At 64.2% G+C, this 23,422-nt stretch carries 28 protein-coding genes; 15 read left to right on the forward strand and 13 right to left on the reverse strand.

All coding sequences use genetic code 11. The features are described from left to right. Positions 1–84 precede the first annotated feature (84 nt). From K9B37_RS07920 to K9B37_RS07930, 3 genes are read right to left on the reverse strand one after another with little or no spacing between them, the layout of a single operon-like run. Positions 85–630, reverse strand: a complete 546-nt coding sequence (locus K9B37_RS07920; RefSeq protein ID WP_224312549.1) for a TIGR02301 family protein — start codon at positions 628–630, stop codon at positions 85–87. Next, entirely contained in the window at positions 627–1,076 is a 450-nt protein-coding gene (locus K9B37_RS07925; RefSeq protein ID WP_224312550.1) for an NUDIX hydrolase, read from the reverse strand. The genes K9B37_RS07920 and K9B37_RS07925 overlap by 4 nt, the downstream gene beginning before the upstream one ends. Further along, on the reverse strand, positions 1,073–2,191 hold the full coding sequence (locus tag K9B37_RS07930; RefSeq protein ID WP_224312551.1) for a citrate synthase family protein: 1,119 nt from the start codon (positions 2,189–2,191) through the stop codon (positions 1,073–1,075). Before K9B37_RS07930 ends, K9B37_RS07925 begins: the two co-directional genes overlap by 4 nt. Positions 2,192–2,266: 75 nt before the next feature. On the opposite strand from K9B37_RS07930, the gene K9B37_RS07935 reads away from it, so the two are divergent. Then, positions 2,267–3,334 (forward strand): citrate synthase/methylcitrate synthase, encoded by a 1,068-nt coding sequence (locus tag K9B37_RS07935; protein ID WP_224312552.1) that lies wholly within the window; start codon positions 2,267–2,269, stop codon positions 3,332–3,334. A gap of 13 nt (positions 3,335–3,347) precedes the next feature. On the opposite strand, the gene K9B37_RS07940 is transcribed toward K9B37_RS07935, so the two are convergent. From K9B37_RS07940 to K9B37_RS07955, 4 genes are all read right to left on the reverse strand, one after another. After that, entirely contained in the window at positions 3,348–4,067 is a 720-nt protein-coding gene (locus tag K9B37_RS07940) for an RNA polymerase sigma factor (protein WP_224312553.1), read from the reverse strand. Between the two features lie 75 nt (positions 4,068–4,142). After that, the gene (locus K9B37_RS07945) at positions 4,143–4,682 is read right to left on the reverse strand and encodes a plastocyanin/azurin family copper-binding protein (protein WP_224312554.1); all 540 of its coding nucleotides are present in this window, start codon (positions 4,680–4,682) and stop codon (positions 4,143–4,145) included. Then, complete coding sequence (locus tag K9B37_RS07950) at positions 4,679–5,098, reverse strand: DUF5602 domain-containing protein (protein WP_224312555.1); 420 nt, start codon at positions 5,096–5,098, stop codon at positions 4,679–4,681. Before K9B37_RS07950 ends, K9B37_RS07945 begins: the two co-directional genes overlap by 4 nt. A 134-nt stretch (positions 5,099–5,232) precedes the next feature. Continuing rightward, a complete protein-coding gene (locus tag K9B37_RS07955; protein ID WP_224312821.1) occupies positions 5,233–5,955 on the reverse strand; it encodes an SDR family NAD(P)-dependent oxidoreductase in 723 nt (240 codons plus the stop codon). Between the two features lie 171 nt (positions 5,956–6,126). Between K9B37_RS07955 and K9B37_RS07960 the strand changes: the two genes are divergently transcribed. Continuing rightward, complete coding sequence (locus K9B37_RS07960; protein WP_224312556.1) at positions 6,127–6,792, forward strand: HAD-IA family hydrolase; 666 nt, start codon at positions 6,127–6,129, stop codon at positions 6,790–6,792. A 20-nt stretch (positions 6,793–6,812) separates the two neighbouring features. Here the strand turns inward: K9B37_RS07960 and pdxH are convergent, their stop codons facing one another. Continuing rightward, a complete protein-coding gene (gene pdxH, locus K9B37_RS07965; protein WP_224312557.1) occupies positions 6,813–7,421 on the reverse strand; it encodes a pyridoxamine 5'-phosphate oxidase in 609 nt (202 codons plus the stop codon). 86 nt (positions 7,422–7,507) lie between these two features. Here pdxH and K9B37_RS07970 point away from each other — a divergent pair, with 86 nt between their 5' ends. The 8 genes from K9B37_RS07970 to K9B37_RS08005 all read left to right on the forward strand — a co-directional run bounded on the left by K9B37_RS07970 (position 7,508) and on the right by K9B37_RS08005 (position 15,134). Beyond that, a complete protein-coding gene (locus tag K9B37_RS07970) occupies positions 7,508–7,945 on the forward strand; it encodes an RT0821/Lpp0805 family surface protein (protein WP_224312558.1) in 438 nt (145 codons plus the stop codon). 124 nt (positions 7,946–8,069) lie between these two features. Continuing rightward, positions 8,070–9,008: a DnaJ C-terminal domain-containing protein gene (locus K9B37_RS07975; protein ID WP_224312822.1), complete on the forward strand. Its 939-nt coding sequence runs from the start codon at positions 8,070–8,072 to the stop codon at positions 9,006–9,008. A gap of 146 nt (positions 9,009–9,154) precedes the next feature. Next, entirely contained in the window at positions 9,155–9,979 is an 825-nt protein-coding gene (fabI, locus tag K9B37_RS07980) for an enoyl-ACP reductase FabI (protein ID WP_224312559.1), read from the forward strand. Positions 9,980–9,981: 2 nt separating this feature from the next. Then, on the forward strand, positions 9,982–10,575 hold the full coding sequence (locus K9B37_RS07985; RefSeq protein WP_224312560.1) for a histidine phosphatase family protein: 594 nt from the start codon (positions 9,982–9,984) through the stop codon (positions 10,573–10,575). A gap of 73 nt (positions 10,576–10,648) precedes the next feature. Continuing rightward, a complete protein-coding gene (locus K9B37_RS07990) occupies positions 10,649–11,041 on the forward strand; it encodes a hypothetical protein (RefSeq protein ID WP_224312561.1) in 393 nt (130 codons plus the stop codon). Between the two features lie 182 nt (positions 11,042–11,223). Next, positions 11,224–12,339 carry a chorismate synthase gene (gene aroC, locus K9B37_RS07995; protein WP_224312562.1) on the forward strand — a complete coding sequence of 372 codons (1,116 nt, stop codon included), beginning with the start codon at positions 11,224–11,226 and terminating at the stop codon, positions 12,337–12,339. A gap of 78 nt (positions 12,340–12,417) precedes the next feature. Beyond that, positions 12,418–13,707 carry a 3,4-dihydroxy-2-butanone-4-phosphate synthase gene (gene ribB, locus K9B37_RS08000; RefSeq protein ID WP_224312563.1) on the forward strand — a complete coding sequence of 430 codons (1,290 nt, stop codon included), beginning with the start codon at positions 12,418–12,420 and terminating at the stop codon, positions 13,705–13,707. A 104-nt stretch (positions 13,708–13,811) separates the two neighbouring features. Next, entirely contained in the window at positions 13,812–15,134 is a 1,323-nt protein-coding gene (locus tag K9B37_RS08005; RefSeq protein WP_224312564.1) for an oligosaccharide flippase family protein, read from the forward strand. 104 nt (positions 15,135–15,238) lie between these two features. Here K9B37_RS08005 and K9B37_RS08010 read toward each other — a convergent pair whose 3' ends face one another. Continuing rightward, a complete protein-coding gene (locus K9B37_RS08010; RefSeq protein WP_224312565.1) occupies positions 15,239–16,180 on the reverse strand; it encodes a histone deacetylase family protein in 942 nt (313 codons plus the stop codon). Between the two features lie 209 nt (positions 16,181–16,389). Between K9B37_RS08010 and K9B37_RS08015 the strand changes: the two genes are divergently transcribed. Continuing rightward, a complete protein-coding gene (locus K9B37_RS08015) occupies positions 16,390–16,977 on the forward strand; it encodes a L,D-transpeptidase (protein ID WP_224312566.1) in 588 nt (195 codons plus the stop codon). Positions 16,978–17,022: 45 nt separating this feature from the next. Here K9B37_RS08015 and K9B37_RS08020 read toward each other — a convergent pair whose 3' ends face one another. Both K9B37_RS08020 and K9B37_RS08025 read right to left on the reverse strand, forming a co-directional pair. Beyond that, positions 17,023–17,211, reverse strand: a complete 189-nt coding sequence (locus tag K9B37_RS08020; RefSeq protein ID WP_224312567.1) for a hypothetical protein — start codon at positions 17,209–17,211, stop codon at positions 17,023–17,025. A 196-nt stretch (positions 17,212–17,407) separates the two neighbouring features. Next, a complete protein-coding gene (locus K9B37_RS08025) occupies positions 17,408–17,866 on the reverse strand; it encodes a MarR family winged helix-turn-helix transcriptional regulator (protein WP_224312568.1) in 459 nt (152 codons plus the stop codon). 227 nt (positions 17,867–18,093) lie between these two features. Here K9B37_RS08025 and K9B37_RS08030 point away from each other — a divergent pair, with 227 nt between their 5' ends. The 3 genes from K9B37_RS08030 (at position 18,094) to K9B37_RS08040 (ending at position 21,261) form a co-directional block, all read left to right on the forward strand. After that, positions 18,094–19,320: a DUF898 family protein gene (locus tag K9B37_RS08030; RefSeq protein WP_224312569.1), complete on the forward strand. Its 1,227-nt coding sequence runs from the start codon at positions 18,094–18,096 to the stop codon at positions 19,318–19,320. Positions 19,321–19,405: 85 nt separating this feature from the next. Beyond that, positions 19,406–20,482 carry a M48 family metallopeptidase gene (locus tag K9B37_RS08035; protein WP_224312570.1) on the forward strand — a complete coding sequence of 359 codons (1,077 nt, stop codon included), beginning with the start codon at positions 19,406–19,408 and terminating at the stop codon, positions 20,480–20,482. After that, a complete protein-coding gene (locus tag K9B37_RS08040; RefSeq protein WP_224312571.1) occupies positions 20,482–21,261 on the forward strand; it encodes a DUF1499 domain-containing protein in 780 nt (259 codons plus the stop codon). The genes K9B37_RS08035 and K9B37_RS08040 overlap by 1 nt, the downstream gene beginning before the upstream one ends. Positions 21,262–21,267: 6 nt before the next feature. On the opposite strand, the gene K9B37_RS08045 is transcribed toward K9B37_RS08040, so the two are convergent. Then, positions 21,268–22,179, reverse strand: coding sequence for an MBL fold metallo-hydrolase (locus tag K9B37_RS08045; RefSeq protein WP_224312572.1), 912 nt, complete (start codon positions 22,177–22,179; stop codon positions 21,268–21,270). Between the two features lie 125 nt (positions 22,180–22,304). Here K9B37_RS08045 and K9B37_RS08050 point away from each other — a divergent pair, with 125 nt between their 5' ends. Beyond that, positions 22,305–22,913, forward strand: coding sequence for a biotin transporter BioY (locus tag K9B37_RS08050; protein WP_224312573.1), 609 nt, complete (start codon positions 22,305–22,307; stop codon positions 22,911–22,913). A 124-nt stretch (positions 22,914–23,037) separates the two neighbouring features. Here the strand turns inward: K9B37_RS08050 and K9B37_RS08055 are convergent, their stop codons facing one another. Beyond that, complete coding sequence (locus K9B37_RS08055; RefSeq protein ID WP_224312574.1) at positions 23,038–23,322, reverse strand: hypothetical protein; 285 nt, start codon at positions 23,320–23,322, stop codon at positions 23,038–23,040. Positions 23,323–23,422: the final 100 nt, after the last annotated feature.

Here is a 23,422-nt window from a genome sequence, read left to right on the forward strand (position 1 = left end):
TGTAGTCAGTGCGTCCGCCCATCGCCAGCATCTCCTTGCAAAGAGGTTAATGCGAGGGGGCATCCACCGAAAAATGTGGATAAATCAACCGCCGTAGCGGCTGGAAATGTTCCGTGCGAGCGTCTCACCTTCCCGGAGGTATCGGGTCGAAGCATCCTGCGCGGACGCCGTGCAGATCCGATAGGTCAGCGCATAGGCTTGGTAGCCCTTGTTGTAGGCCCCGGCGAGCCTTTCCTTTCGGCCGGGCGTCGTGCCTTCCGCATCGAGCAGGGCCTGCATGCGGGTCTGCCATTCGCTCCCATCGGGGGCCGAACATAGGGGACGCAGGAGTGCAAGCGAACCCATGATCTCGGCGAGCCTGAGCAGGTCCTTCTCGTAAGGAGCAGGGGGCGGCTCCACGGGGGGCGCCGGCTCCGCTTTCTGCTCCTTTTCCTTCGGAGGGGAAGCGGGACGCTGCTGCGCCGGAGCGCGCCGCTGTTGTGGCGGCGGTCGGTACTGCGGCTGATATTGGGGCTGCGGACTCAGTTCAGGCTGCCGGGGCGGGCCGAAGAGCCGCTCGAAGAAATTCTGGGCGCTCGCTGGCCCGATGGTCGCAAGAAGCGCCGTCGCGATCAGGAGGCCCTGCCTCATGGCCTTACGTCCCGCCGCTCGATGATGAAAGCCTGTTCCAGAATGGAGGTGAGGCCCGGCGTCATGGGCAGATCGACGATATCCCGCTCTGTGACCCAACGGATTTCCTTTGCTTCCGGGCCTGTCCGAGGTTCGCCGGAAACCCAGCGCGCGGCATGGGCGGCGATGACGACATGGTGCTTTATACGGCCTTCCGCATCCCGTTCAATGAATTCCACGGGGGCGATCAGGCCGATCAGCTTGGCCTTAACACCGACCTCCTCGTGAAGTTCCCGCAAGGCCGCTTCGGCCATGGTTTCACCCGCCTCCACCTGGCCGCCGGGAAGGGAAAACAGGCCCTCACCTGGAGGCTTGCCGCGAGAGGCGAGAAGCACGCGCCCGTTGCGGAAGACGGCGACGGAGGCGGCGAGATAGGGTCTGCTCGGGTAGAGCCGATCGGTGCTCATGTGGACGGCGTCTCCCCGGTGACGACATAACGGGCTCGCGGGCGGATCAGGGTCGCCTGGCTGCGCTGCTCGATGGCATGGGCGAGCCAGCCGGCGGTCCGGCCGACGGCAAACAGCACGAAAGCCGCCCCCGTGGGAAGGCCATAGGCGCGCTCCACCATCACGAGGGCCGTATCGACGCTCGGCTTGGTGCCGGATGCGCTCGCGGCCGCGCGCAGGATCGTGGCGTCGGAGGATAGAAGCGGAACGTTCTCCAGAAGCGCCTGGGCTCGCGGATCGCCGTCCGGATAGAGCCGATGGCGGAACCCGGCGGGAGAGGGGCCCTTGGGGGCCTCCAGAAACGCCCTGACCCGTTCGGTCATGCCGCCGTGATAGGGGCCGCTCAGGGCAGCGAGGCCGGCAATGACCGCATTGCGTAAGGAGGCGCCCGTGGACGCCGTCACCCGTACGGCGAAAGCGGAGGCGCTGAGTTCATGGTCGGCACAGAGCACGAGGGCGCGGCGGATCGCATCCGCTGCCTGCGGCGCGGCCCAGGCGTTGGCAAGGTGGCGATGCAGAGGCTCCACGCCCGGGTCCCGCCCAGTACTGGCTGCCGCCATGAGCCGCAGAATCGCCGCGACCTCTGCCGAGCGGGTCTCCCTGGGAGCGGGCGCGGAGAGGAGGCGGACCGCCTGGGTCACGTATGAATAAGGGCCGCAGGCCGGATCCGAAAACGTCTCCGGGGATCTGGACGATTGCCTGAAAGCGGTGTCGTCGAGCCCGCCGATCAGCAGACAGGCTGTTTCCTCCAGCGATGCAGAGGCCGAGAGCGCAATCGCATCCTGTTCCCGATAGAACAGGCGCCCGTCCTTGATCTGGGTGATGCTCGTCTCAAGGACCGGAAGCCCCCAGTCGAGCGCGGTGGCAGCAGCCACCGCCGGTCTCCGGAACCGAGCCTTGCGCTCTGCAAGCGCTTCCACGTCTTCGAGGGCGTAGAGCTTCTGTCGCGGATCGTGAGGCGACGAGAAGGAGCGGATCAGGCCACGGCTGACATAGGCATAGAGGCTCGCGCGGCTGATGCCGAGGCGGCCGGCCGCGTCTTCCGCGGATGTCATGTCGAGGGACGAGGTGCTCATATGTTGATATGTTGATTCAAGGTTGACCCTTGCACAATCCCGGCGTGAAGCTCCGACCGAAAAAGGAGTTGCCTCATGTCTATCGGTCTCGACGACGTCATTGCCGCGGAAACAATCCTCAGCCACGTGGACGGGGAAGCAGGTCGCCTGATCATTCGCGGTCATGATCTTGAGGAGTTGGCCGGCCGGGTGTCCTACGAGGACGCCATGGCACTGCTCTGGGACGGGCTGGTGCCGCTAGCTACGGATGCGCGTACGGCCCTCGGGCAAGGTCGGGCGCGAGCCTTCGCGCTGCTCTCGCCGCTCGCGCCTCACCTGCGCGGCCTCACCCCGGTTGAAGGCATGCGCCTCCTGCTCGCGGCGCTGCCCGATTCCGACGGGGCCCCTGCTACCCTCGCGGTTGGTGGTGCTGCGGTCGCCGCCGCCATGGCCGTGCGCGGCGCGCAGGGCCTCTCGCCGCTCGCTCCCGATCCTGCGGCCGGACACGCGGCCGATCTGCTGCGCATGCTGCGTGGCGCGACCCCGGATGCGAACGAAGCGAAGGCGCTCGATACCTATCTCGTTACCATCCTCGACCATGGGCTCAACGCTTCCACCTTCACCGCCAGGGTCGTGGCCTCGACGGAGGCTGGCCTGCTCTCGGCCGTGGTGGCGGGGCTCTGCGCCCTCAAGGGGCCCCTTCATGGCGGCGCGCCAGGGCCGGTGCTCGACATGCTCGACGACATCGGAACCGCGGACCGGGCCGAGGCCTGGCTCGATGCGGCGATCGGCCGGAATGAGCGGCTCATGGGTTTCGGCCACCGGGTCTACAAGGTCCGCGATCCGCGTGCCGACGTGCTCAAAGGCGCCGTTTCCCGGCTCAAGGGCCGGGACAATCGCATCGCTTTCGCGGAGGCGGTGGAGGCCACCGCCCTCCAGGTTCTGGCGCGGCGCAAGCCGGGCCGGCGGCTCGATACCAATGTGGAGTTCTACACCGCACTTCTGCTGGAGGCGCTCGGAGTGCCGCGCGAGGGCTTCACGCCCCTGTTCGGCGCCGGCCGTACGGGCGGCTGGGTTGCTCATGCGGTCGAGCAGGCCAAGACCGGCCGTATCATCCGGCCGCAGTCGCGCTACCTCGGTCCGTGGCCGGCAGAGGCGGCGTAACGGCGGGCATATTTCATGCTTGGCGCGGTTCGGGACGTTCGAGCCGCGCCAGGACGTTTTGCGTAATCCGCGCACAGCGGGCACCCGCGAAGGGAAAGGCGTCGGTGAGCGCGGACGACAAGGTCTGATCGAGGGCGCGCCGCAGAAGGCGCCTGGCGCGATGCAACCTCGTCTTCACCGTCTCCGCCTTCAGGCCGAGCTGCTGGGCGGTTTCCTCGATGCTCATTTCCTCCATGTCCCGCAGCACGAAGACCACGCGGAACGGATCGGGCAACTGATCGACGGCCCGCTCGAGGAGACGACGGACCTCGGCTCGTGCCGCCGCCGCCTCCGGATCCCCATCTCGCTCGGCGGTCGGGAACAGGATCACCCGCGCTTTGCGCTGCTCGCTCCATTCGTCGAGCTGCTTCAGCTCGACGCTCGGGCGCCTGTGCCGGAGACGACCGAGCGCCTCGTTGAGGGCGATGCGGGTGAGCCACGTCGACAGGCGTGCTTCTCCCCGGAAATCACCGAGATGAGTGAAGGCGCGGACATAGGCTTCCTGGACGACATCCTCGGCTTCCGCATCATCGCTCAAAACGCTGCGTGCCACGCGATAGAGGCGGCGGTTGTGTCGCTGCATGATGAGGCGGAAGGCCGCGCCGTTATGCTCCCGGGCCAGGGCGACGAGAACGCCATCGTCGAGGCCGTCGAGCGCGGAGACGTCTTTTTCATATGGAAGGGCAGGTGGCATCGAAGCCTCCTTCGGTCCCAGGACCAAGGGGTGGCAGTGGCCTTTCCGGCAGAACGGCCACTGCTGAATATAGCGTCAGGTTCGGCGAATGGTGCCCTGCTGGACGATCTCCTCGACGGAGGGGAAACCGTGCGCGGCAGCTTCCGGGATCGGCTTCGTTCCTTGAGGCTGAGCCGATGAGACATTCTCCTTCGGAATGCTGCCCGGCCGACCCACGACAATCCGCCCGACCATTCCCGCATGCTCGTGAGGAATGCAGAAATAGTCGTAGACTCCCTCGACCGCGAGGACGACCGAGAAGCTCTCGTCCGGGAGCAGGTAATCCGAATTCCACGGGGTGGCGTCCTTAGGAATCCGGAGCGGATGCTGGAAATTGTCGGGATGATAGGAAGTGGCCGTGTGGGCGTTTCCCGGATCGCGGTTCGTCCACCGGACGGTTCGACCGGGCAGGATGGCGATACCGACCGGATCGAACCAGACATGGGATCCGTCGACATTGCCGTGCATGACGATGTCGATCGGGCCCTCGTCATCGGCCCAGGCCGGCCCGGCCGATCGCGGCAAGGCCAGAAGGGCCATGCCGCTCCACAGGACATGTCGCCGCGACAGGATCATTTCGCGACCCGCGCTTCCTCGGGTTTCGCGACGTGCCACAGCACCACATGGGTATGAGGCTTCTCCACGCCCGGGTGGCCGGCATTGTAGGACACGCTGACGTGGTCGACCTTGCCGCCGGGGGAGGCGAGATCGTCGAACTTCTTGTCCTTGTTCGACAGATCGTCGAGCGGCAGCATGTAGATCGTGCTGACGAGCCTACCATTGTGGTCATAGGCCAGGAAAGGACCAGCCGGCAGGGTTTTCGGATCGACATAGAGCTGTCCGAGCCCGGGAAGGAAGTCGGGCAGCTTCACAAGCTCGCTCACCTTCTTGTAGGGGCCGGACGGGGGCGCCTTCTCGACCTGATCGGCCGCGAAGGCGGGCAGGGTGAGTGCCGCGAATGCAGCGGCGGCGGTGGCGAAGCGCAACGACATGATCCCATCCTCTCTCCGACCGGGCTTCTTGCCCGGCATGTTCGATTGGATGGAGGATGTCCCGGAAGGTTCCCGGAAAAAGACAATTCCAGGACCTGGAGGCCGATCAGGCGCGGGTCACATCACGCAGAGGTCTAAACGTGCTGGCCGCCGTTGATGTGCAGTTCGGCGCCGTTCACGTAGGACGAGGCGTCGGTGCACAGGAAGTAGATGGCCTTTGCCACCTCATCGGGCGTGCCGAGGCGGCGCATGGGGATCTGCTCGACCAGCTTCTCCGTGCCGGGAGAGAGGATCGAGGTGTCGATCTCGCCCGGCGAGATGGCGTTGACCCGGACTCCGATCGGACCGAAATCGGCCGCCATTTCGCGGGTGAGGGCGGCCAACGCCGCCTTGGACGTGGCATAGGCTGCGCCGGCGAAGGGATGGACCCGCGAGCCGGCGATGGAGCTCACGTTGACCACCGAGCCCTTCGCCTTCGTCAGCTCGTCCATGAGGCCCCGAGCCAGCATGATGGAGGCGAAGAAATTCACCTGGAACACCTGCACCCAGTCCTCATAGGACGTGTTGAGCGTTCCGAGACGTGCGCCACCAGGGCCTTTGGGGGAGATGCCGGCATTGTTGACGAGAGCATGGAGCACCCCGCCCTCAGCCGCGAGTCGCTCCTTCACCTCCGCGATGGCCCGGCGCGTATCGTTCGCATCCGCGAGATTGACCTGGAGATGGTCCTCGGGACCCATCTCCCAGGGGCAGTTCTCTGGGAAGGCGTGACGCGAGCAGGTAATGACCCGCCAGCCGGCCGCCGAGAAGCGCTTGACCGTGGCATGCCCGATGCCGCGGCTGGCACCGGTCAGCAGCATGATGCGGCGGGAATTCTGGGACGATGCGGGCATGGGCGACCTGTTTGAATGGGGCGCGGACCCTAGCCCGTGAAGGCCTGGAGGTCCATGGGCTAGCTAGGCGTGACAAGAAAGACAATCAGCATGAAAATAAGTGGGCGATGAAGCGACACTCAGGAAACGGGGCAGGAAATGCCGGTTGCAGCCGTGATGGTGGATGTCGATGGTGTGCTCATCCGTGGACGCTCAGACGGTCGCCACTGGTCCGCGACGCTGGAAGCCGATCTCGGCTTAAGCCCCGAATGTCTCCATCGCGAATTCTTCGAAAAATATTGGGATGATGTCATAGTTGGACGGGTGCTGCTGGCCGATGCCTTAGCGCCCGTCTTGCGGCACATTGCTCCGGATCTCAGCGTAGAACAGCTGATAAGTTATTGGTTCGAAAACGATTCTTATCTTGATCGTGCGCTATTGGAGGATCTCGGAGACGTCCGGGCAGCCGGAATCGCCGTATACCTCGCTACCAACCAGGAGCACATGCGGGCGGATTATCTTCTTCGTGAAGTCGGCTTGGCCGCGCATGTCGACGGGATTTTTTATTCGGCGCAGCTGGGTGTTCGAAAGCCTCAACCGGCTTTCTATGAAGCTGCCGCGACGCGTGCAGGCCTTGCATCCAGCTCCGCTATCCTCCTGATCGACGATACGCTCGAAAATGTCCGGGCGGCTCAGGCGATAGGCTGGAGGGGTCTTCATTGGACAGACAAGGGCTGCGTGTTCGAGGCGCTCCAGGTGCCGGGCTTGGCCAGGAGGCGCCACTCCTCTGCTGTTCTTGATCCGTCCGCCCCCAATCCGGAATGATTGGTGGGGTCGCGTGAAGTCTATGGATAAAGCCGCGTCTTGCGCCATCCGTCATCCTCGCGGGTGAAGACGACCCGGTCGTGGAGGCGAAAAGGCTTGTCCTGCCAGAATTCGATGGAGACGGGAGCGATCCGGAAACCCGTCCAGTGAGGCGGGCGCGGCACTTCGCCAAGGGCGTATTTGGCGGCGTTCACGGCGACCGCCTTTTCCAGGGCGAAACGGCTCTCCAGCGGGCGCGACTGCTGGCTTGCCCAGGCGCCGATGCGGCTGTCGCGGGGGCGGCTTTGGAAATACGCGTCGGCCTCTGCATCGCTGACGATGGTCACGGGGCCGCGGGCGCGGACCTGACGGCGCAGGCTCTTCCAGTGCAGGACGAGCGCCGCCTTCTTCTGGCCGAGAAGCTCGCGGCCCTTGTTGGATTCCGTATTGGTGTAGAACACGAAGCCGTTCTGATCGAAGCCTTTCAGCAGAACCATGCGGACGTTTGGAAGGCCGTCAGCGTCCACGGTCGCCAGGGCCATGGCGTTCGGATCGTTGGACTCAGAGCCTTTGGCTTCTTCCAGCCAGGAGGAGAAGAGGGTCCATGGCTCGTCGGCTTCGGTAAAGTCACCGCTTGTTAACTGATTCAAGGCTTTATCCTGTCTGTGACGAATTCGTTCCGGGGGACCGCCGCCGCATGTGGGCCGATGCGCGCCGTTATAGATCAGACGCCGCCGTGCGCGAAGCCGTGAAAATAGCCGCTGCCGTCCTGATCGCCCTGACGACCGGTGCCTGCGGCTTCACTTATGGCATCGCGGGCTATTCGGATGAGGAACCACAGGCGACCGGGGCCATCGCGCCGCAGATTGCCGTGTCGCCGCTCTCCGCAGACCTCAATGAGGAGGATTGGCGCCGGGCCAAGGCGGCTCTCGGCGTCGCTCTCGACCCTCAGGGTGCCGGCACCCAGGTGTCCTGGGACAATCCGGACACGTCCCACAAGGGTGTCTTCGCTCCGACCAGCCCGCCCTTCGTCAAGAATGACGAAGTTTGCCGTCTCTTCTCGGCGCATCTGACGGCATCCGCAGCCAGCTCGATCGAGGGAACGGCCTGCCGCCCGTCCGGGGGTGAATGGACGATCAAGGATCTGAAGCCCAGCAAGGTCGCCAAGAGCTGAGGACCCGGATCCGGCCTACCGTGACCGTTGCAAACGCGCAACACATTCCCATATGGTCGGGAGAGCCGGTGGGCGGCTGCTCCTGCGCCCGACCGCCCCACTTCGACGGCTGATGGATTTCATGATGCGTAACCCCTACGACATTCTCGGTGTATCCCGCACCGCGAGCGAAGCCGACATCAAGAAGGCTTTCCGTAAGCTCGCCAAGACCTATCACCCTGATCGCAACGCGGATGATCCGAAGGCCAAGGACAAGTTCGCGGAGGTCAATTCCGCCTACGAGATTCTGGGCGATGCGCAGAAGCGGGGCCAGTTCGACCGGGGCGAGATCGATGCGGAAGGCAAGCCGCGCTTCCAGGGTTTTGAGGGCTTCGGCGCCCGTGGCGGTGGCGGACGGGCTGAGGATTTCGGCTTCAACTTCAGCGGAGGCGGGCCTTTCGGCGGCCGCCGCAGCAGCCGTAGCGCCGAGGCGGGCGACGACATCTTCTCACAGTTCTTCGGCGAGGCCTTCAGGTCTGCCTCGGAGGGGGGCCGGCGCTCGCGCACCCAGTCGGCGCCAAAGGGCGAGGACGTCAATGCGACCCTCACCGTGACGCTGGAAGAGGTGGCGCGGGAGGCCACGAAGCGCCTCAAGCTACCGACAGGCCGGGATGTCGATGTGGTGATTCCGAAAGGCGTGACCGACGGACAGACCATCCGCCTGCGCGGCTTGGGCCAGGGCGCGCCCGGCGTCGACCCAGGTGATGCGCTCCTGACCATCAAGTTCATCCCCCATGACCGTTTCACGACCGAGGGGTCGAATCTGCGGATCCGGGTCCCCGTCGAAATCGAGGAGGCCGTTCTCGGCGGGACCATCCGGATTCCGACGCTCAAGGGTGCGGTGGAGATGTCGATCCCTCCCATGACCAATTCCGGGCGGACCTTCCGCCTGCGCGGCAAGGGGCTGCCGAGCAAAGCCGGACCGGGGGACCTCCTGGCCACGGTCGAGATCAAGCTACCCGAGATCGTGGACGAGGAACTTATGGAATATGCCCGCAAGCGCCGGTCCGCTCGGGCCAGCTAGGCTGTTGACGCCTTCCGAGCCGATCCCTGCCAAGCCGTTAGCCGTGCAATTGCCGGGGGAAGTCCGCGAGGTCTCTTCCCCCTGGACACGGTGTCGGTTAAAGAAGCCATCGTTTTGACGTGTCCAGCGACGTTTTAAGGTGATTCATGGCAGAGACAACGGCGCCCGGCATCTTGGCCGGAAAGCGCGGCTTGATCATGGGGGTTGCGAACAACCGGTCGATCGCCTGGGGGATTGCGCAGGCGGCGCGCCGGCACGGGGCTGAGCTGGCCTTCACCTATCAGGGTGAAGCCCTGAAGAAGCGGGTCGAGCCCCTCGCCAAGGAGCTGGACGCGGCCGTCGTCGGCCATTGCGACGTCACGGACGGCGCGACCATCGACGCGGTCTTCGAGGAGGTCAAGAAGCTCTGGGGCTCGATCGACTTCGTGGTCCATTGCATCGCCTTCTCCGACAAGGACGAGCTGACCGGCCGCTACGTGGAGACGAGCGAGGGCAATTTCTCCAAGTCGCTCCTGATCTCCTGCTATTCCTTCACGGCCATCGCCCAGCGGGCCGAGAAGCTCATGACGGACGGCGGCTCTCTGCTCACGCTCACCTATTACGGCGCCGAGAAATGGATGCCGCACTACAACGTCATGGGCGTGGCAAAGGCGGCGCTGGAGGCCTCGGTGCGCTATCTCGCGGCCGATCTTGGTCCGCAGAACATCCGCGTCAACGCGATCTCCGCTGGCCCGATCAAGACGCTGGCTGCCTCCGGCATCGGCGACTTCCGCTATATCCTGAAGTGGAACGAGTACAATTCGCCCCTGCGGCGGACCGTGACTACCGAGGAGGTCGGCGAGACGGCCGCCTATCTAGTCTCGGACATGTCCCGCGGCATGACCGGCGAGATCCTGCATGTGGATGCCGGTTATCATGTGGTCGGCATGAAGAACCCCGAGGCTCCTGATCTTTCCCTCGACAAAGACTGATCGTGAGTTCGACGCGTCCGACGATCTATTTCATCCGCCACGGCGAGACCGACTGGAACCTCGAGGGGCGGCTCCAGGGGCAGAAGGATATTCCGCTCAACGATGTCGGGCGGGTCCAGGCCGAGGAGGCCGGCCGGCGTCTTCAGGCGCTCGTGCCGCACGTGGAGGATCTGGACTACGTGGCCAGCCCCATGCTGCGCACCCGCGAGACCATGGAGCTGATGCGCGAGTCCATGGGTCTCTATCCGGACTATTACAGACTGGACGAGCGCCTCATCGAGCTCACCTTCGGCGCCTGGGAAGGCCTGACCTGGAAAGAGGTCCGCAAGCTCGAGCCGCAGCTCGCCTCGTTGCGCGAGCAGGACAAGTGGAACTACGCCCCTCCCGGCGGCGGCGAGAGCTACGCGATGCTGGCCGAAAGGGTACGGCCGATCCTGGACGATCTGACCCGCGACACGGCCCTCGTGGCGCATGGCGGCGTCGCCCGTGCCTTTCTGGCGGTCGCCTGCGGTGTCTCCACCCGCCATGCCGCGAGCATCGATATCTGGCAGGGCAAGATCCTTGTGATCGAGGGGCGCAACCACCGCTGGGCTTGAGACCAGCAAGCTCGGCCATTGTGGTTGTAAGGAAGATATGCTCTCATTTGCAATCATATTGCATGGAGGGCCTATGCGCCAAATCTCTCTCGCCTTAGCCGGATTGATGCTGATGACGGCGCCGCTCGCTGCGGAGACTGTCGAGCGCACGGTCAAGGCCAATTCCCGCGCCGCGATCGGTGGCTTCCTCAGCTATGAGGTGGATACCTGCTATTCGGCGGAGATCCCTGACGTGACGGTGCGGCAAGCTCCTGCCAATGGCAGCTTCCAAGTTGTTCCGCACGAGCAGGAACTGGGGAAGGACTCGCGCTGCCCCGGCAAGCGCGTCCGCGGCCTCGCCTATGTCTATACGCCGAAGAAGGGCTTCAAGGGGCTTGATGAGATCGTTCTCGATGTGCCGTGGCGCTCGAACGATCTCAATCCGCAGAGCGTCCTGACTTACACCTACCGGATCCGGGTGGAGTAGGGCGCGACCTTTCGGTTCTCCCTCTCGCATTCAATCTCGCCTGCGGTGCCCCAAGAATGAGCGCTGCACCGCAGGTTGCTCTCGAGCGAGACGAGGGAGTGAGGACGACGGATATCCGCCAATCGCGCGCGTGACACCTCGGCACTTTGGTTTTAAGAGGCGCTGAACGTCAGTTGAGCGCCATGTCCCACAATACTTTTGGTCATCTGTTCCGCGTCACCACTTTCGGGGAGAGCCACGGTCCTGCCCTCGGCTGTGTCATCGACGGCTGTCCTCCCCGGATTCCCCTCGACGTATCCGAGATTCAGGCGGAGCTCGACCGCCGCCGGCCCGGGCAGTCGCGGTTCACGACTCAGCGTCAAGAGCCGGATCAGGTGAAGATCCTCTCCGGCGTCTTCGTGGACGAGCGGACGGGTCAGCAGGTCACCACCGGGACGCCGATCGCGCTTCTGATCGAGAATGTCGACCAGCGCTCCAAGGATTATTCGGAGATCAAGGAGCGGTATCGGCCGGGTCATGCGGATTTCACCTACGACGTGAAGTACGGGATCCGCGACTATCGCGGCGGTGGACGCTCCTCCGCCCGCGAGACGGCGGCCCGCGTCGCAGCGGGAGCGATTGCGCGTAAGATCCTCCCCGGCGTGACGATCCGCGGCGCCCTCGTCCAGATGGGGCCGCATCCCATCAACCGCTCGCAATGGGATTGGGATGAGGTGAGCCGCAATCCGTTCTTCTCGCCCGATCCGGAGGCGGCGGCCTTCTACGAGGATTATCTCGACGGCCTGCGCAAGGAAGGGTCCTCCATCGGGGCCGTGATCGAAGTGGTGGCAGAAGGGGTCCCGCCGGGCCTGGGGGCACCCATCTACGGCAAGCTCGATTCGGAACTCGCCGCGGCGCTGATGTCAATCAATGCCGTGAAGGGGGTCGAGATTGGGGACGGGTTTGCGGCAGCTGCCCTGCGGGGCGAGGAGAATGCCGACGAGATGCGCCCTGGCAATGCGGGTGCTCCCACCTTCCTGTCGAACCATGCTGGCGGCGTGCTCGGCGGCATTTCGACCGGTCAGCCTCTCGTATGTCGCTTCGCAGTGAAGCCGACCTCCTCGATCCTGACGCCGCGGGCGAGCGTGACCCGGTCCGGCGCCGAGACGGAGGTTCTCACCAAGGGTCGGCATGACCCCTGCGTCGGCATAAGGGCCGTTCCTGTCGGCGAAGCGATGGTGGCGTGCGTCCTGGCCGATCAGTTCCTGCGTCATCGCGCCCAAGTCGGCGAGACGTCGGCCTGGCCCTTCAGGGCTTGAGCTGGGCTCAACCCTGATCTGCACATCATCGCAGAAATTTTAGTATTGCTAAAATCCACTCTCCTATAAGAACGGGGCATGAAGCTCGCCGAGTGGCTGTCCCGCAACCGTGTTTCCCGGGTGGAATTCGCCCGGCGCATCGGCGTCACGCCGGGCGCGGTCACGCAGCTCTGTAACAGCGACAGCGCCTGGATGTCCCGGGACACCGCCGACCTCATCGCCCGCGTCACCCGCGGAGCCGTGACCCCCAACGATTTTCTGCCGACGCCCCTGAAGGAGGCCCGTATGCTCCATTCCGTCACCGAGGCCCTCGAAGCCTTCGCCCGGGGCGAGATCGTCATCGTCACGGATGACGACGATCGCGAGAACGAGGGCGATCTCATCGTCGCAGCTTCCCTCTGCACGCCCGAGAAGATGGCATTCATCATCCGCAACACCTGTGGGATCGTCTGCGCGCCGCTCACCGCGGCTGAGGCACGGCGCTTGCGGCTCGATCCAATGGTGGCCTCGAACGACGCGCCTCTCGGGACTGCGTTTACGGTCACGGTTGACGTCAAACACGGTCTGACGACCGGCATCTCCGCCGAGCAGCGGACCAACACCGTGCGGGCACTTGCCAACAACAATATGGGGGCGGCGGATTTCGTGCGTCCGGGTCACGTCTTTCCGCTCGTCGCCAAGGAGGGCGGCGTATTGATGCGGTCCGGTCATACGGAAGCGGCCGTCGACTTGTGCAAGCTCGCCGGCCTGCCGCCTGTCGGCGTGATCTGCGAACTCGCCAACGACGACGGCACCGTCATGAAGGGCGAGCAGATCTCTGCCTTTGCCGAAAAGCATGGGCTGAAGCGCATTTCGGTTGCCGATCTCATCGCCTATCGGCAGGCGCGTGAGAAGCTCGTCGAACGGATCGCGACGTTCCCGGTCGAAACGGAATGGGGCGCGTTTACGGGCTATGCCTATTCGACACCGTTCGACAGCGTGCAGCATCTGGCCCTGGTTCATGGCCGGATCGGCGACGGCACCAATCTTCCGGTGCGCCTCCACCGTGCCAATGCGCTGACCGATGTCTTCGAAGGCGGCAAGACTATTGCCTGCGCTCTGAAGCGCTTCGCCGAGGAGGGCAGGGGCGTTCTCATCTATCTGCGTGACGGCACGGCGGGTGTTCCGATGACGAACCTGTCCGACAGCGAGACGACCGCTTCCGAGGCCCTGAGGTCTAGCCAATGGCGCGATGTCGGACTCGGTGCGCAGATCCTGAAGGATCTCGGCGTCGTCTCCATCCGCAATCTTGCCACATCAAGCAGGTCTTACGTGGGCCTCAGCGGCTTTGGAATCGAACTCCTCGGTGAAGAAGCCCTCGATCACTGAGGTCGCCGCGGGCATTTCCTTTTTCATCTCCTGGCGGCTTTCGCATCCGAGCGCACTGCGCTTAGGATAATGAATGTTATTGCGTGTCGATGCCGAGAGATTGAATGCCGTCAACGACTAGCCCATCGCCACAAGTCAGAACGCTGACTCAGTCTCTGCGGCGGGTCGTCAATGGCCGCGCCGTGCAGGATGCAGCCCTTCTCGGGTTGCGACTCGTGGGCGCGCGCGGCATGTCAGTGGTCAGCCTGATCGTCTCGGTCTGGCTGGTCGACATTCAGGCCTTCGCGGAATTCGGCGTCTACCAGACCCTTGCGGCTCTCGCCGCCATGTCCCTGTTCCTACGCTACGACACGGCGATCATCTCCGCCCCGTCGCAGGAGGAGGCTCATGACGTTCTGCGCCTGTGCGCCGTTCTGGGTGGCGTCCTGTGGTTGACCTATTCGATCCTCGCCTTGGGCGCCGGCCATTTCGGATTCATGTCGGCGACATTGGCGTCGTTGCTGCCGATTTCGCTGATCGTGCGCGGCATGGTGCGCCTCGGCTTCGCGCAGATCACGCGCGACGGGGATTTCAAGGGAATCGGCCGCGGCTCGCTGGTGCAGTCCGTCTTCCAGCCGCTCGCACTTCTCGTTCTGGTCCTCGCTTTGCGCAACGATGCGGTCGCCTTCGCCATTTCCGACATTCTCGGCCATGCGAGCGCCGTCGTCTATCTGGTGTGGCGGAGGCGCGGCCGTGCGCCGGTGTTCCGACACGGATGGTCCGTGCGGCGTCTCGTCGAGCTGGCGTCCCGTCGACGGAGCCTTCCGCTTTACAATCTGCCGGGCACATTTTGCGCGCTTGCCTTTGTCCTATCGCCGCTCCTGATTCTGCCGCTCGCGGGTAACCATGCGCTCGCCGGACACGTGGCGCTTGCTTACCGCCTGTTCGACGTTCCGACGCAAATCCTCGCCGCGACCATGACGCCAATCTTTCTTCATCGGCTGCGTCCTTCGGAAGATCGGCCGAACGTCCTCTTCGGCCGTCGGCTTCTGATGATCCTGATCCTCCCCGTCGGGTTCGCCTTCGGCGCGCTCGCCGCTGCCTTGATCCTAGCCGATCCGTATCTAGCCGGCACCAAGCTTGCGGATCTTTCCGACATCGTGCCGGCCGTCGCGATGTTCCACCTCTTCCTCGCTCTGGGTGCTCCGCTGAACGAGTCCTGCTCACTCTATCCGCAGCAGAGGCGATTGGTCGTCATCCAGGCGGCGGCGCTTCTCGGCAGCGGAGTTGCAGCGTTCATCGCCCTGAGCGGCTATGCCGAAGGCGCACTCGCGGCACTGGCGCTCGCCTCTGCGGTAAGGACTTTCGCGCTTGGGGAGCTTCTCAGAAAGCTCTCGCTCCTGAGAGACAGGCTGGTATCGGCAAGGAACCTGGCAGTCCCTGCTTAGAACCTGGTAAGAGGGAGACCGCTTTCTCCCTGCTGGATGGCTTGGGATCGAAGGTCTCGACGCCTCTCCACGCAAAGCCGGTTCTCGATATTGCGCCCGGCACTCTAGCCGCGCAGATCGCGGCCCATCAGGGTATCGATGTGTGCCGCCACGGATTTGGATAATCCTTCGAGGTCATAGCCGCCTTCGAGAACGGAGACGAGCCGTCCGCCGCAATGTTTGTCGGCCAGATCCATCATCTTGCGGGTCGCCCAGGCGAAATCCGCCTCGGTCAGATTCAGGTCTGCCAGTGGGTCGCGCCAATGGGCATCGAAGCCGGCCGAAACGATGATGAGATCCGGTGCAAATGCCTCGATACGGGGCACGATCACGGCATCCACGGTTTCGCGGAATATCGCGCCGTCGCTGCCGCTTGCGAGCGGCGCGTTCACGATCGTTCCCTTCTCGCCTTGCTCCGAGGCCGCTCCAGTGCCGGGATAGAGCGGCATCTCATGGGTCGAACAATACAGCACGCTCGCATCGCGCCAGAAGATGTCCTGCGTGCCGTTCCCGTGATGGACGTCCCAGTCGAAGATCGCGACGCGCTCGGCTCCGTGCTTGCTTTGAGCGTGACGTGCGGCGATCGCCGCGTTGTTGAAGAAGCAGAAACCCATGGCACGAGTCCGCTCGGCATGATGTCCCGGCGGCCGCATTGCCACGAAGGCGTTGTCGGCCTTCCCCGTCATCACTTCGTCGACCGCCAGGACAGCGCCCCCGGCGCTGCGGAGAGCAGCTTCATAGGTGCCTGGCGACATCACCGTGTCAGCGTCGATCCGAACCAGGCCTTCGCGTGGGGCGATGTCGCGGATAGCCACCACATGATGCTCGGGATGCGCCAGCGTGAGGCTCTCCATCTCTGCCATCGGTGCCTGCACCCGGATGAGGGATGCAAACCGTTCCTTCTCGAGAATTCCTTCGATGGCGCGAATACGCTCGGGTCGCTCTGGATGTCCGAGAGGCGTCTGGTGATCGAGAGCGGCGGGATGAGTGACGTAAAGGGTGGACATGTGGGGACACGAAACTCTTGCGGCAAAGCGCCGAACATGGGCTCATCAATGTCGCAGCCGCAACGGCGCGTGTCTATGTTGTCTTGCGGCAACACTCTTGCACCAAAAGCCGTGGCATGGTTGGCGAATCGCCCCAATGGGGTATGGGACTTTTCCCGAACTGCCGCGTTAACGAAACGGCCCCGTTTCGCCGTCCAAGAGCTTTGACCATGCGCCCCCTCAGCCTGTCTCTCTTCCTCGCAGCCACGACTCTTCTCGCCGGATGCACGTTCAAAGGTGTTCCCGACCCGGAAGTGTCGTCCAAGGATTCAGAATGGATGGCATTGGTGCCGTCGGCACAGGAGGACCGGCGCTATGGCCGGTACATGATGGATGATCCGACCGGCGAGGCACCAGGAACCGTCGTGGTCGATACGAAGGAGCGGTTCCTCTATTATGTGATGCCCGGCAAGAAGGTCATCCGCTACGGGGTCGCCGTGGGCGACGAGGCCTATGGCTGGACGGGAACGGCGCGCGTCGCACGCAAGGCCGAGTGGCCCAACTGGAATCCGCCTGCCGAGATGAAGGCCCGCTGGCCGCATGTGAAATTCACCCAGGGCGGTCCGGAAAATCCGCTTGGGGCGAGGGCGCTCTATCTCTTCGACGGCAACAAGGACACGCTCTACCGGATCCATGGCACGAACGAGCCGGAAAAAATCGGCCTTGCCGTCTCGTCCGGCTGCATCCGCATGCGCAACATCGACGTGGTCGATCTCTACAACCGCGTCGACGTGAACGCGAAGGTCATCGTCCGCTGAGTGCGTGAGCGCCGCTCCCGGCGCTCACCAAGCCGAAGCCTCGGTTCAGTCCGTCATCGCTTCCTTGCGCAGGATGGCCGGAAGCTCATGCTGCCGCGGCGGCGTTGGCCGCAGGTTGGCGGCCTGCACGGCGGCGGCGAGTGCTGGCAGAGCGACAGGTTTGAAGGCAGGGTATGGCTGGCGTCCGGAGAGCTGCTGCGATTGGCGGTCGCGTTCGGTCATCTGCTTCGTCACAAGAATTCCTCCCAAGGAAAACAGGCTGTTACAGAACCTGTGCGCATGATCGGGAGGCTGGTGGCAGGATCGGGGCAGCCCCGTGATCATTTGCTGGCTTGGCTGCAAATGACCGAAACGAGCTTAATCCTCGATTAACAAGGTTGCGTAACCGCTCTTCTACCGGGATATGCTCTGTCGATAGCAGGTATCCTGCCTAGCGCCGGAGTCGGGCGAGCGTCTCGTCTTCCGCCGACCGTGCTCTTTCGCGCCAAGCCAGGACGATCCGTTCGAGATCGGCAAGGTCTTCCGCGGGAAGGGTGCCTAGCGTTCCCTGAACATAGCGCCGCTGCACGGCAATGCCGTGCTCTGCGAGTTCCCTGCCTTTCGCCGTGAGATAGAGGGCATTGGAGCGCCGATCACCGGGGATGGCGCGCCGCTCCACCAAGCTAGCCTCCACCATCCGGTCGAGAAGACCCGAGACATTCCCCTTGGTGACGTAAAGGCGCTCGGCCAATTCCTGCTGGCTCAAGCCCTCCTGCTCGGTGAGCGTGGAGAGGAGGTCGAACTGGGGGATCGAGAGGCCAAGCGCCTTCAACTCGGCCGCGATCGTGTTGGTGGCGCGGCGATGAAGCCGGATGATCCGAAACCAGACTCGGAGCGGGTCCACGCTCAAGTCCAGGTCCTGTGTTGGAGAAGCGGAAGTCACGGGTACGAGTTCCTCATCTGGTTTTAAAAAGTTTACTTCGGAACTGTTCGTCCCGTCACCTGCTGACCGATCGCTTGCGCCGGGTCACGTAACGGAACATTGTGGATAGCTCTCAATGACTTAGCCTGCAGGGCTGACGAAGACAACGTTCCTGCTATAGGCTCGGGACGAGCTCCTCCGCCCAGGATCGCCCCATGTCTGCGACCTCGGTCCCTGCGACCGGCCCCGCACTATCCAAGTCCTCCCCGTTGTACTTCTCCGGGCAGGGAGGTGATTTCTTCCGCCTCCTCGTAAACGGAAGTCTGCTTCAGATCCCGACGCTCGGATTTTATCGATTCTGGCTGATCACGAAGATCCGTCGCCATCTCTGGTCGAGCACGCAGGTGGCCGGTGAGCCCTTCGAGTACACGGGCACGGCCAAGGAACTCCTGCTGGGCTTCCTGATCGCGATTGCGATCCTGACGCCGATCTATCTCGCCTACGCCATCCTGGCCTTCGCGCTCGAGGAGCAGCACGCTCTCGCGAGCGCGCCGCTCGTCCTCATCATGTATGTGCTGGCGCATTTCGGCGTCTACCGGGCCCGGCGTTATCGTGCCACCCGCACCGTCTTCAGGGGTATCCGGTTCTGGATGAAGGGGCGCGGTTGGGCCTATGCGGCCCGAGCGATCCTGTGGGACGTGGCCACGGTCCTGACCCTTGGACTGGCGTTGCCCTGGGCGTCCGCATCCCTTGAGCGCTACCGGATGCGGCACACTTATTTCGGCACGATCCAGGGCGATTTCGTCGGGACGGGCTGGGTCCTGTTCAAGCGCAGCTGGTGGACCTGGGCCCTCGGTCTCGCTGGCCTTGTAGGAGGCGTCGCGGTCATGATCCGCACGGCCAAGAGTTCACCGGACACGGTGAATGTTATGGGCGGGATCGTGACCCTCGGTGTTCTTTTGATCATCGTCGGCCTCGCACCGGCCGTGATGGCGATCAAGACCCGCTGGCAGCTCGAGGGCCTGCGGTTCGGCGATGTCGCGGTCGCCAGCAATCTCAGCATCGGGGCGTTCTACGGAACGTTCATCAAATTGATCCTGTCTTCTCTAGGCTTCCTGCTGGCCTTTGGCTTGGTAGTCAGCCTCGGGGGCGGGATGTTCGCAGGGATTTTCAAGCGATCGCTCGCGCAGGCCTCGGTCGGCGGCTTCAACGCCTATACCGTCGCGGGCGGGGTGGGGATCGCGCTGGCCTATCTGGTCTTGCTGCTCGGCCTCGGCGTCATCCAGCGCTATTTCATGGGGCGTGGCCTGTGGGAGAGGGCCGTCCAGTCCCTCTGGGTGTCGAACCTCGACGCTCTCGACGCCGCCGCCGCTGCGGGCGAGCCCGTCGGGGCGACCGGGGAGGGGCTGGCAGACGCTCTCGACTTCAGCGTCGGCATTTGAACGGCGGGAACTCGTCCGACCAGCGAACGGAAGGGCGACGCTGGCCAGGACACAGGGGCTCTTTCGGCGGAGCTGCGGAGGCGCGATGACCGGGGCGGTGTTCTACGACGGAGCGAGTGCGCGCCGCCGATCGGTCGCGGTGCGGGTCACATCCTCCAGCGTCGACATCGAAGAGGCCGGTACGTGGATCGCCTCCTGGCCATGCGGAAGAGTTCGGCGACGGGACGCTCCCGAGGGCATCCTGCGGCTCATGCTCGACGGTGAACCCACGCTGGCGCGTCTCGACATCCTTGATCCCGGCCTCCAGACCGCCATCCGCACCCAGTGCCGTGAGCTCGATGGACGGAATGTCGGAGAACGGACGACGCGCATCGTTCTCTGGTCCATGGCCGCCGCCCTTTCGGTGGTTCTGTGCGTGATCTATCTCGTACCGGTCGCGGCCACGCGATTGACGCCGCTCGTGCCCTTATCCTGGGAGCAACATCTGGGGCGGGCGGTAGACAATCAGGTCAAGCTGCTGGCCGGCGACAAGGTCTGTGCTGGCCTGCCTGGTGCAATAGCCCTCGCGACCCTGTCAGATCGACTGCGGAGGGCTGCGATGCCTGCCGCCGGGACATCCGACACGGTGGTCGACATCCAGGTTCTGGACGCGGCCGTCCCGAACGCCATCGCACTTCCCGGTGGCCGCATCTATCTGTTCCGGGCGCTCCTCGATCGTGCCGAATCCGTTGACGAGATCGCCGGCGTCCTGGCGCACGAAATGGGCCATGTGCGGCACCGCGACGGATTACGCAAGCTCATCCAGGCAGGCGGAACGTCCTATCTGGCGGGTCTTCTGCTCGGCGACGTCACGGGCGGCGGCGCGCTCGTCCTCGCCAGTCGCATGCTCCTGGATAGCGCCCATTCCCGCGACGCGGAAACCGCCGCCGATGCCTTCGCGGGACAGACAATGACGAGCCTCGGACGACCGGCCGGCGCGATGGCGCAGCTTCTCGCGCGCATCGAGCGGAACGAATCCAAGATCCCAGCATTTCTCTCCACCCATCCGGTCACCGAGCAGCGTCTCAAGGCTCTTGAGCAGTTCGTCCCGACGGTGCAGGGGGCGCCACTTCTCACCGATGAGGAGTGGCGCGCGCTCAAAGAGGTTTGTAAGACGTCCTGATGCGACATCTCATTATCGAGGAACCCTATTCCCGGCCGGCAAAGTGGTCGCCCATGGTCGCGTGGTTCGCGCTGGCCGTCACGGCGATGGCTGCCGGGCTGATCCGGTTCGGGCGCATCGACTATGAATCGGGCTTTGCCGCCCTCGGCGCCGGGATCGTCGTTGCGCTTCTAGCGGTCGCCTTCTCCTTCATGGCCTTCATCCGCATCTGGCAGGAGGGGAGGCGCGGGCTCGGTGCCGCCGTGCGAGGCCTCGTCATCGCCGGCCTCGTCCTGGCCTATCCCGCGTGGATGGCCGTGAAGGCCGCGACATTGCCGCCGATCACCGATGTCTCGACCGATACGGATGATCCGCCGACATTCTCCCGTTCTCGCGCAGCGCTTGAGGCGCGCGGCGGCCGTATTCCTCCAGATGTGTCGCCAGCCGTTCGGGAGGCGCAGCGCCAAGCCTATACCCGGATCGCGCCGCTGACGCTCGATGTCGGACCCGATGAGGCGTTCGAGGTCGTACAGTCGGCTGCCAAGCGTCTCGGCTGGGAGGTCATCGAGGCCGTGCCGCCGGGCGGTCGCGTGGGGACCGGACGCCTGGAGGCGGTCGCGCGCAGTTTCCTTTTGAAGGTCCCGGACGATGTGACCGTGCGCATCAGGCCCCGCGCCGACGGCACGCGGATCGACATCCGGTCGGCGTCCCGCATGGGCAAGCATGATCTTGGAGCGAATGCGGCCCGCATCCGGGCGTTCCTCGATGAGGCTTCCAACCTGGCGATCGCTCTCGACTGATCGGCTTCAGGCCAGCCGGTATTCGCCGTCGAGAGACGGGAAGCCATCCGTCGCCACCTCGCCCCGCGCTACCAGATCCTCCAGATGCGCGAAGACCGAGAGGCCAGCGGCTCCCACGAGAGCAGGCTTCAGCCCCTGATAGATCGCCGCCACGATGGTCGGAATCGTCCGGTCTCCTGCGGCGAGACGTTTCAGGATGGAGACCTCGCGCTGCCGTCGATGGTGGGCGAGGGCACGCACGAAACGCTGGGGATCCCGTACCGGTCCGCCATGGCCCGGCCAGTAGAGATTCTCGCTGCGTCCCCGGAGCTTCTCCAGGGAGGCCATGAAATCGCTCATCGATCCGTCGGGTGGGGCGATCACGGTCGTGGACCAGGCCATCACGTGGTCTCCGGAGAAGAGCACGTTCTCCTCCGGCAGAAAGAAGGCAAGGTGGTTGGCCATGTGTCCGGGCGTCTCGACGGCGACGAGGCTCCAGCCGTCGCTTCCGATTTGATCGCCCTCGCGCATCTCCTCATCCGGCGCATAATCCCTGTCGGAACTCGCCTCCAGCATGTTGACTTCTTCGGAGCCGAGTGCCCGGGCGCTGCGATGAGGGCCGCAGCCGACGAGACGTGCTCCCGTAGCCGCGACGATGGCACGAGCGGCGGGCGAGTGGTCCCGATGCGTGTGTGTGACGAGCACGTGGCTGACAGTTTCGCCGCGGACCGCATTGAGGAGCGTCTCGATATGCTCGGGCAGATCGGGGCCCGGATCGATAATCGCCACGCGCCCTTCGCCGACCACATAGCTGCAGGTCCCTGTGAACGTGATCGGCCCCGGATTGCCGGCGACGATTCGGCGGACCAGTGGGCTTAACCGGACGCACTGGTCAGGCAGGGCCGGTGGCGTGGTATCGAAGGTCAGGTCGTCGGCCATTGATTCATATGCCTTTTTCCGGCTGCGACTAAGGGAGAGGCTCAAGCTTGAGACGTTCGCCCGACCCACCTATAAGGCGTCTGGAACCGCCTGCGAACGGCGGAATAGGATCTGGAGACCTCTTGATGTCGACTGGCGCTACTTCTCTTGCCTCGCCGTCCACCCTCGTTGGCCTGCTTTGGCCGTCCCGGAACGATGCCCGTTTCGCAGTCCTCCGCGCTATTGTGCTGATGGTCGCGGGCACCGCATTGCTGACAATTTCGGCGAAGGTTCAGGTGCCGCTGCCTTATGTTCCGATGACGATGCAGACGATGGTCGTGTTGCTCATCGGTGCGTCCTACGGCTGGCGCCTCGGCGGCGCGACGGTCGCCCTATACCTGGCCGAAGGCGCCATGGGCCTCCCGGTCTTCGCCAACACCCCGCCCATGCCCGCCGGTATCGGCTATTTCCTGAGCCCGACGGGCGGCTTCCTGTTTGGCTTCCTCGCAGCGGCCCTGGTGATGGGCGCAATGGCGGAGCGCGGCTGGGACCGTTCGCTCGCCCGCGTGCTCGTCATGATGGCCATCGGCCATGCGGTGATCTTCGCTGTCGGCCTTAGCTGGCTCTCGGCGATCATGCCTTTCGCGAAGGCCTGGACAGTCGGCGCTGCCCCGTTCGTCGCGGCGACCATCGTCAAGACCCTGCTCGCCGCCGCTTTGATGCAGGCTGCCTGGACCATTACCCGCCGGGGATAAGCCCACGGCCCATCCTGAGCCTGGAATACGAAAAAGCCGCCCACGGGCGGCTTTTTTATTGAAAAACAATGACTTGGCGCCAATAGCGGGTGCGGTAGAAGGCCAGCTGTCCGTGAAGATGTCTCTAGCCGGCCGAATGGACGAGCTTGAGCTGGGGCCGAGCTGAACCGTAACGGAAGATGAGATCGATGAACTCGCCATCTTCCTGGTCCGTGATCACGTGGTAGCCCATCTGTGTCGCGATGGCGCGAACCTGACCGAGATTCGTCGTGGCTATCCGCCGGCGGAACTCGCGAATCTGCGAATCCATCATAACCGCCAGCATGCCGATCTCGACGCCCTGGTCGAATTCTTCGCCGCGACCGGGAAACCGCAGCCGCAAGCCGTTGTCGAGATGGATATGACGCATGTCGATTGCCCCCGTTGCGCCTTTGCGGCGTTTTGATCACCCTGTGTAGCTTCCATCGGGGCGGAGGGAAAGGCGGCACACAAACGCATGCGACCCTCTC

This window comes from Microvirga puerhi, assembly GCF_020089865.1.
Classification (GTDB): Bacteria; Pseudomonadota; Alphaproteobacteria; order Rhizobiales; family Beijerinckiaceae; genus Microvirga; species Microvirga puerhi.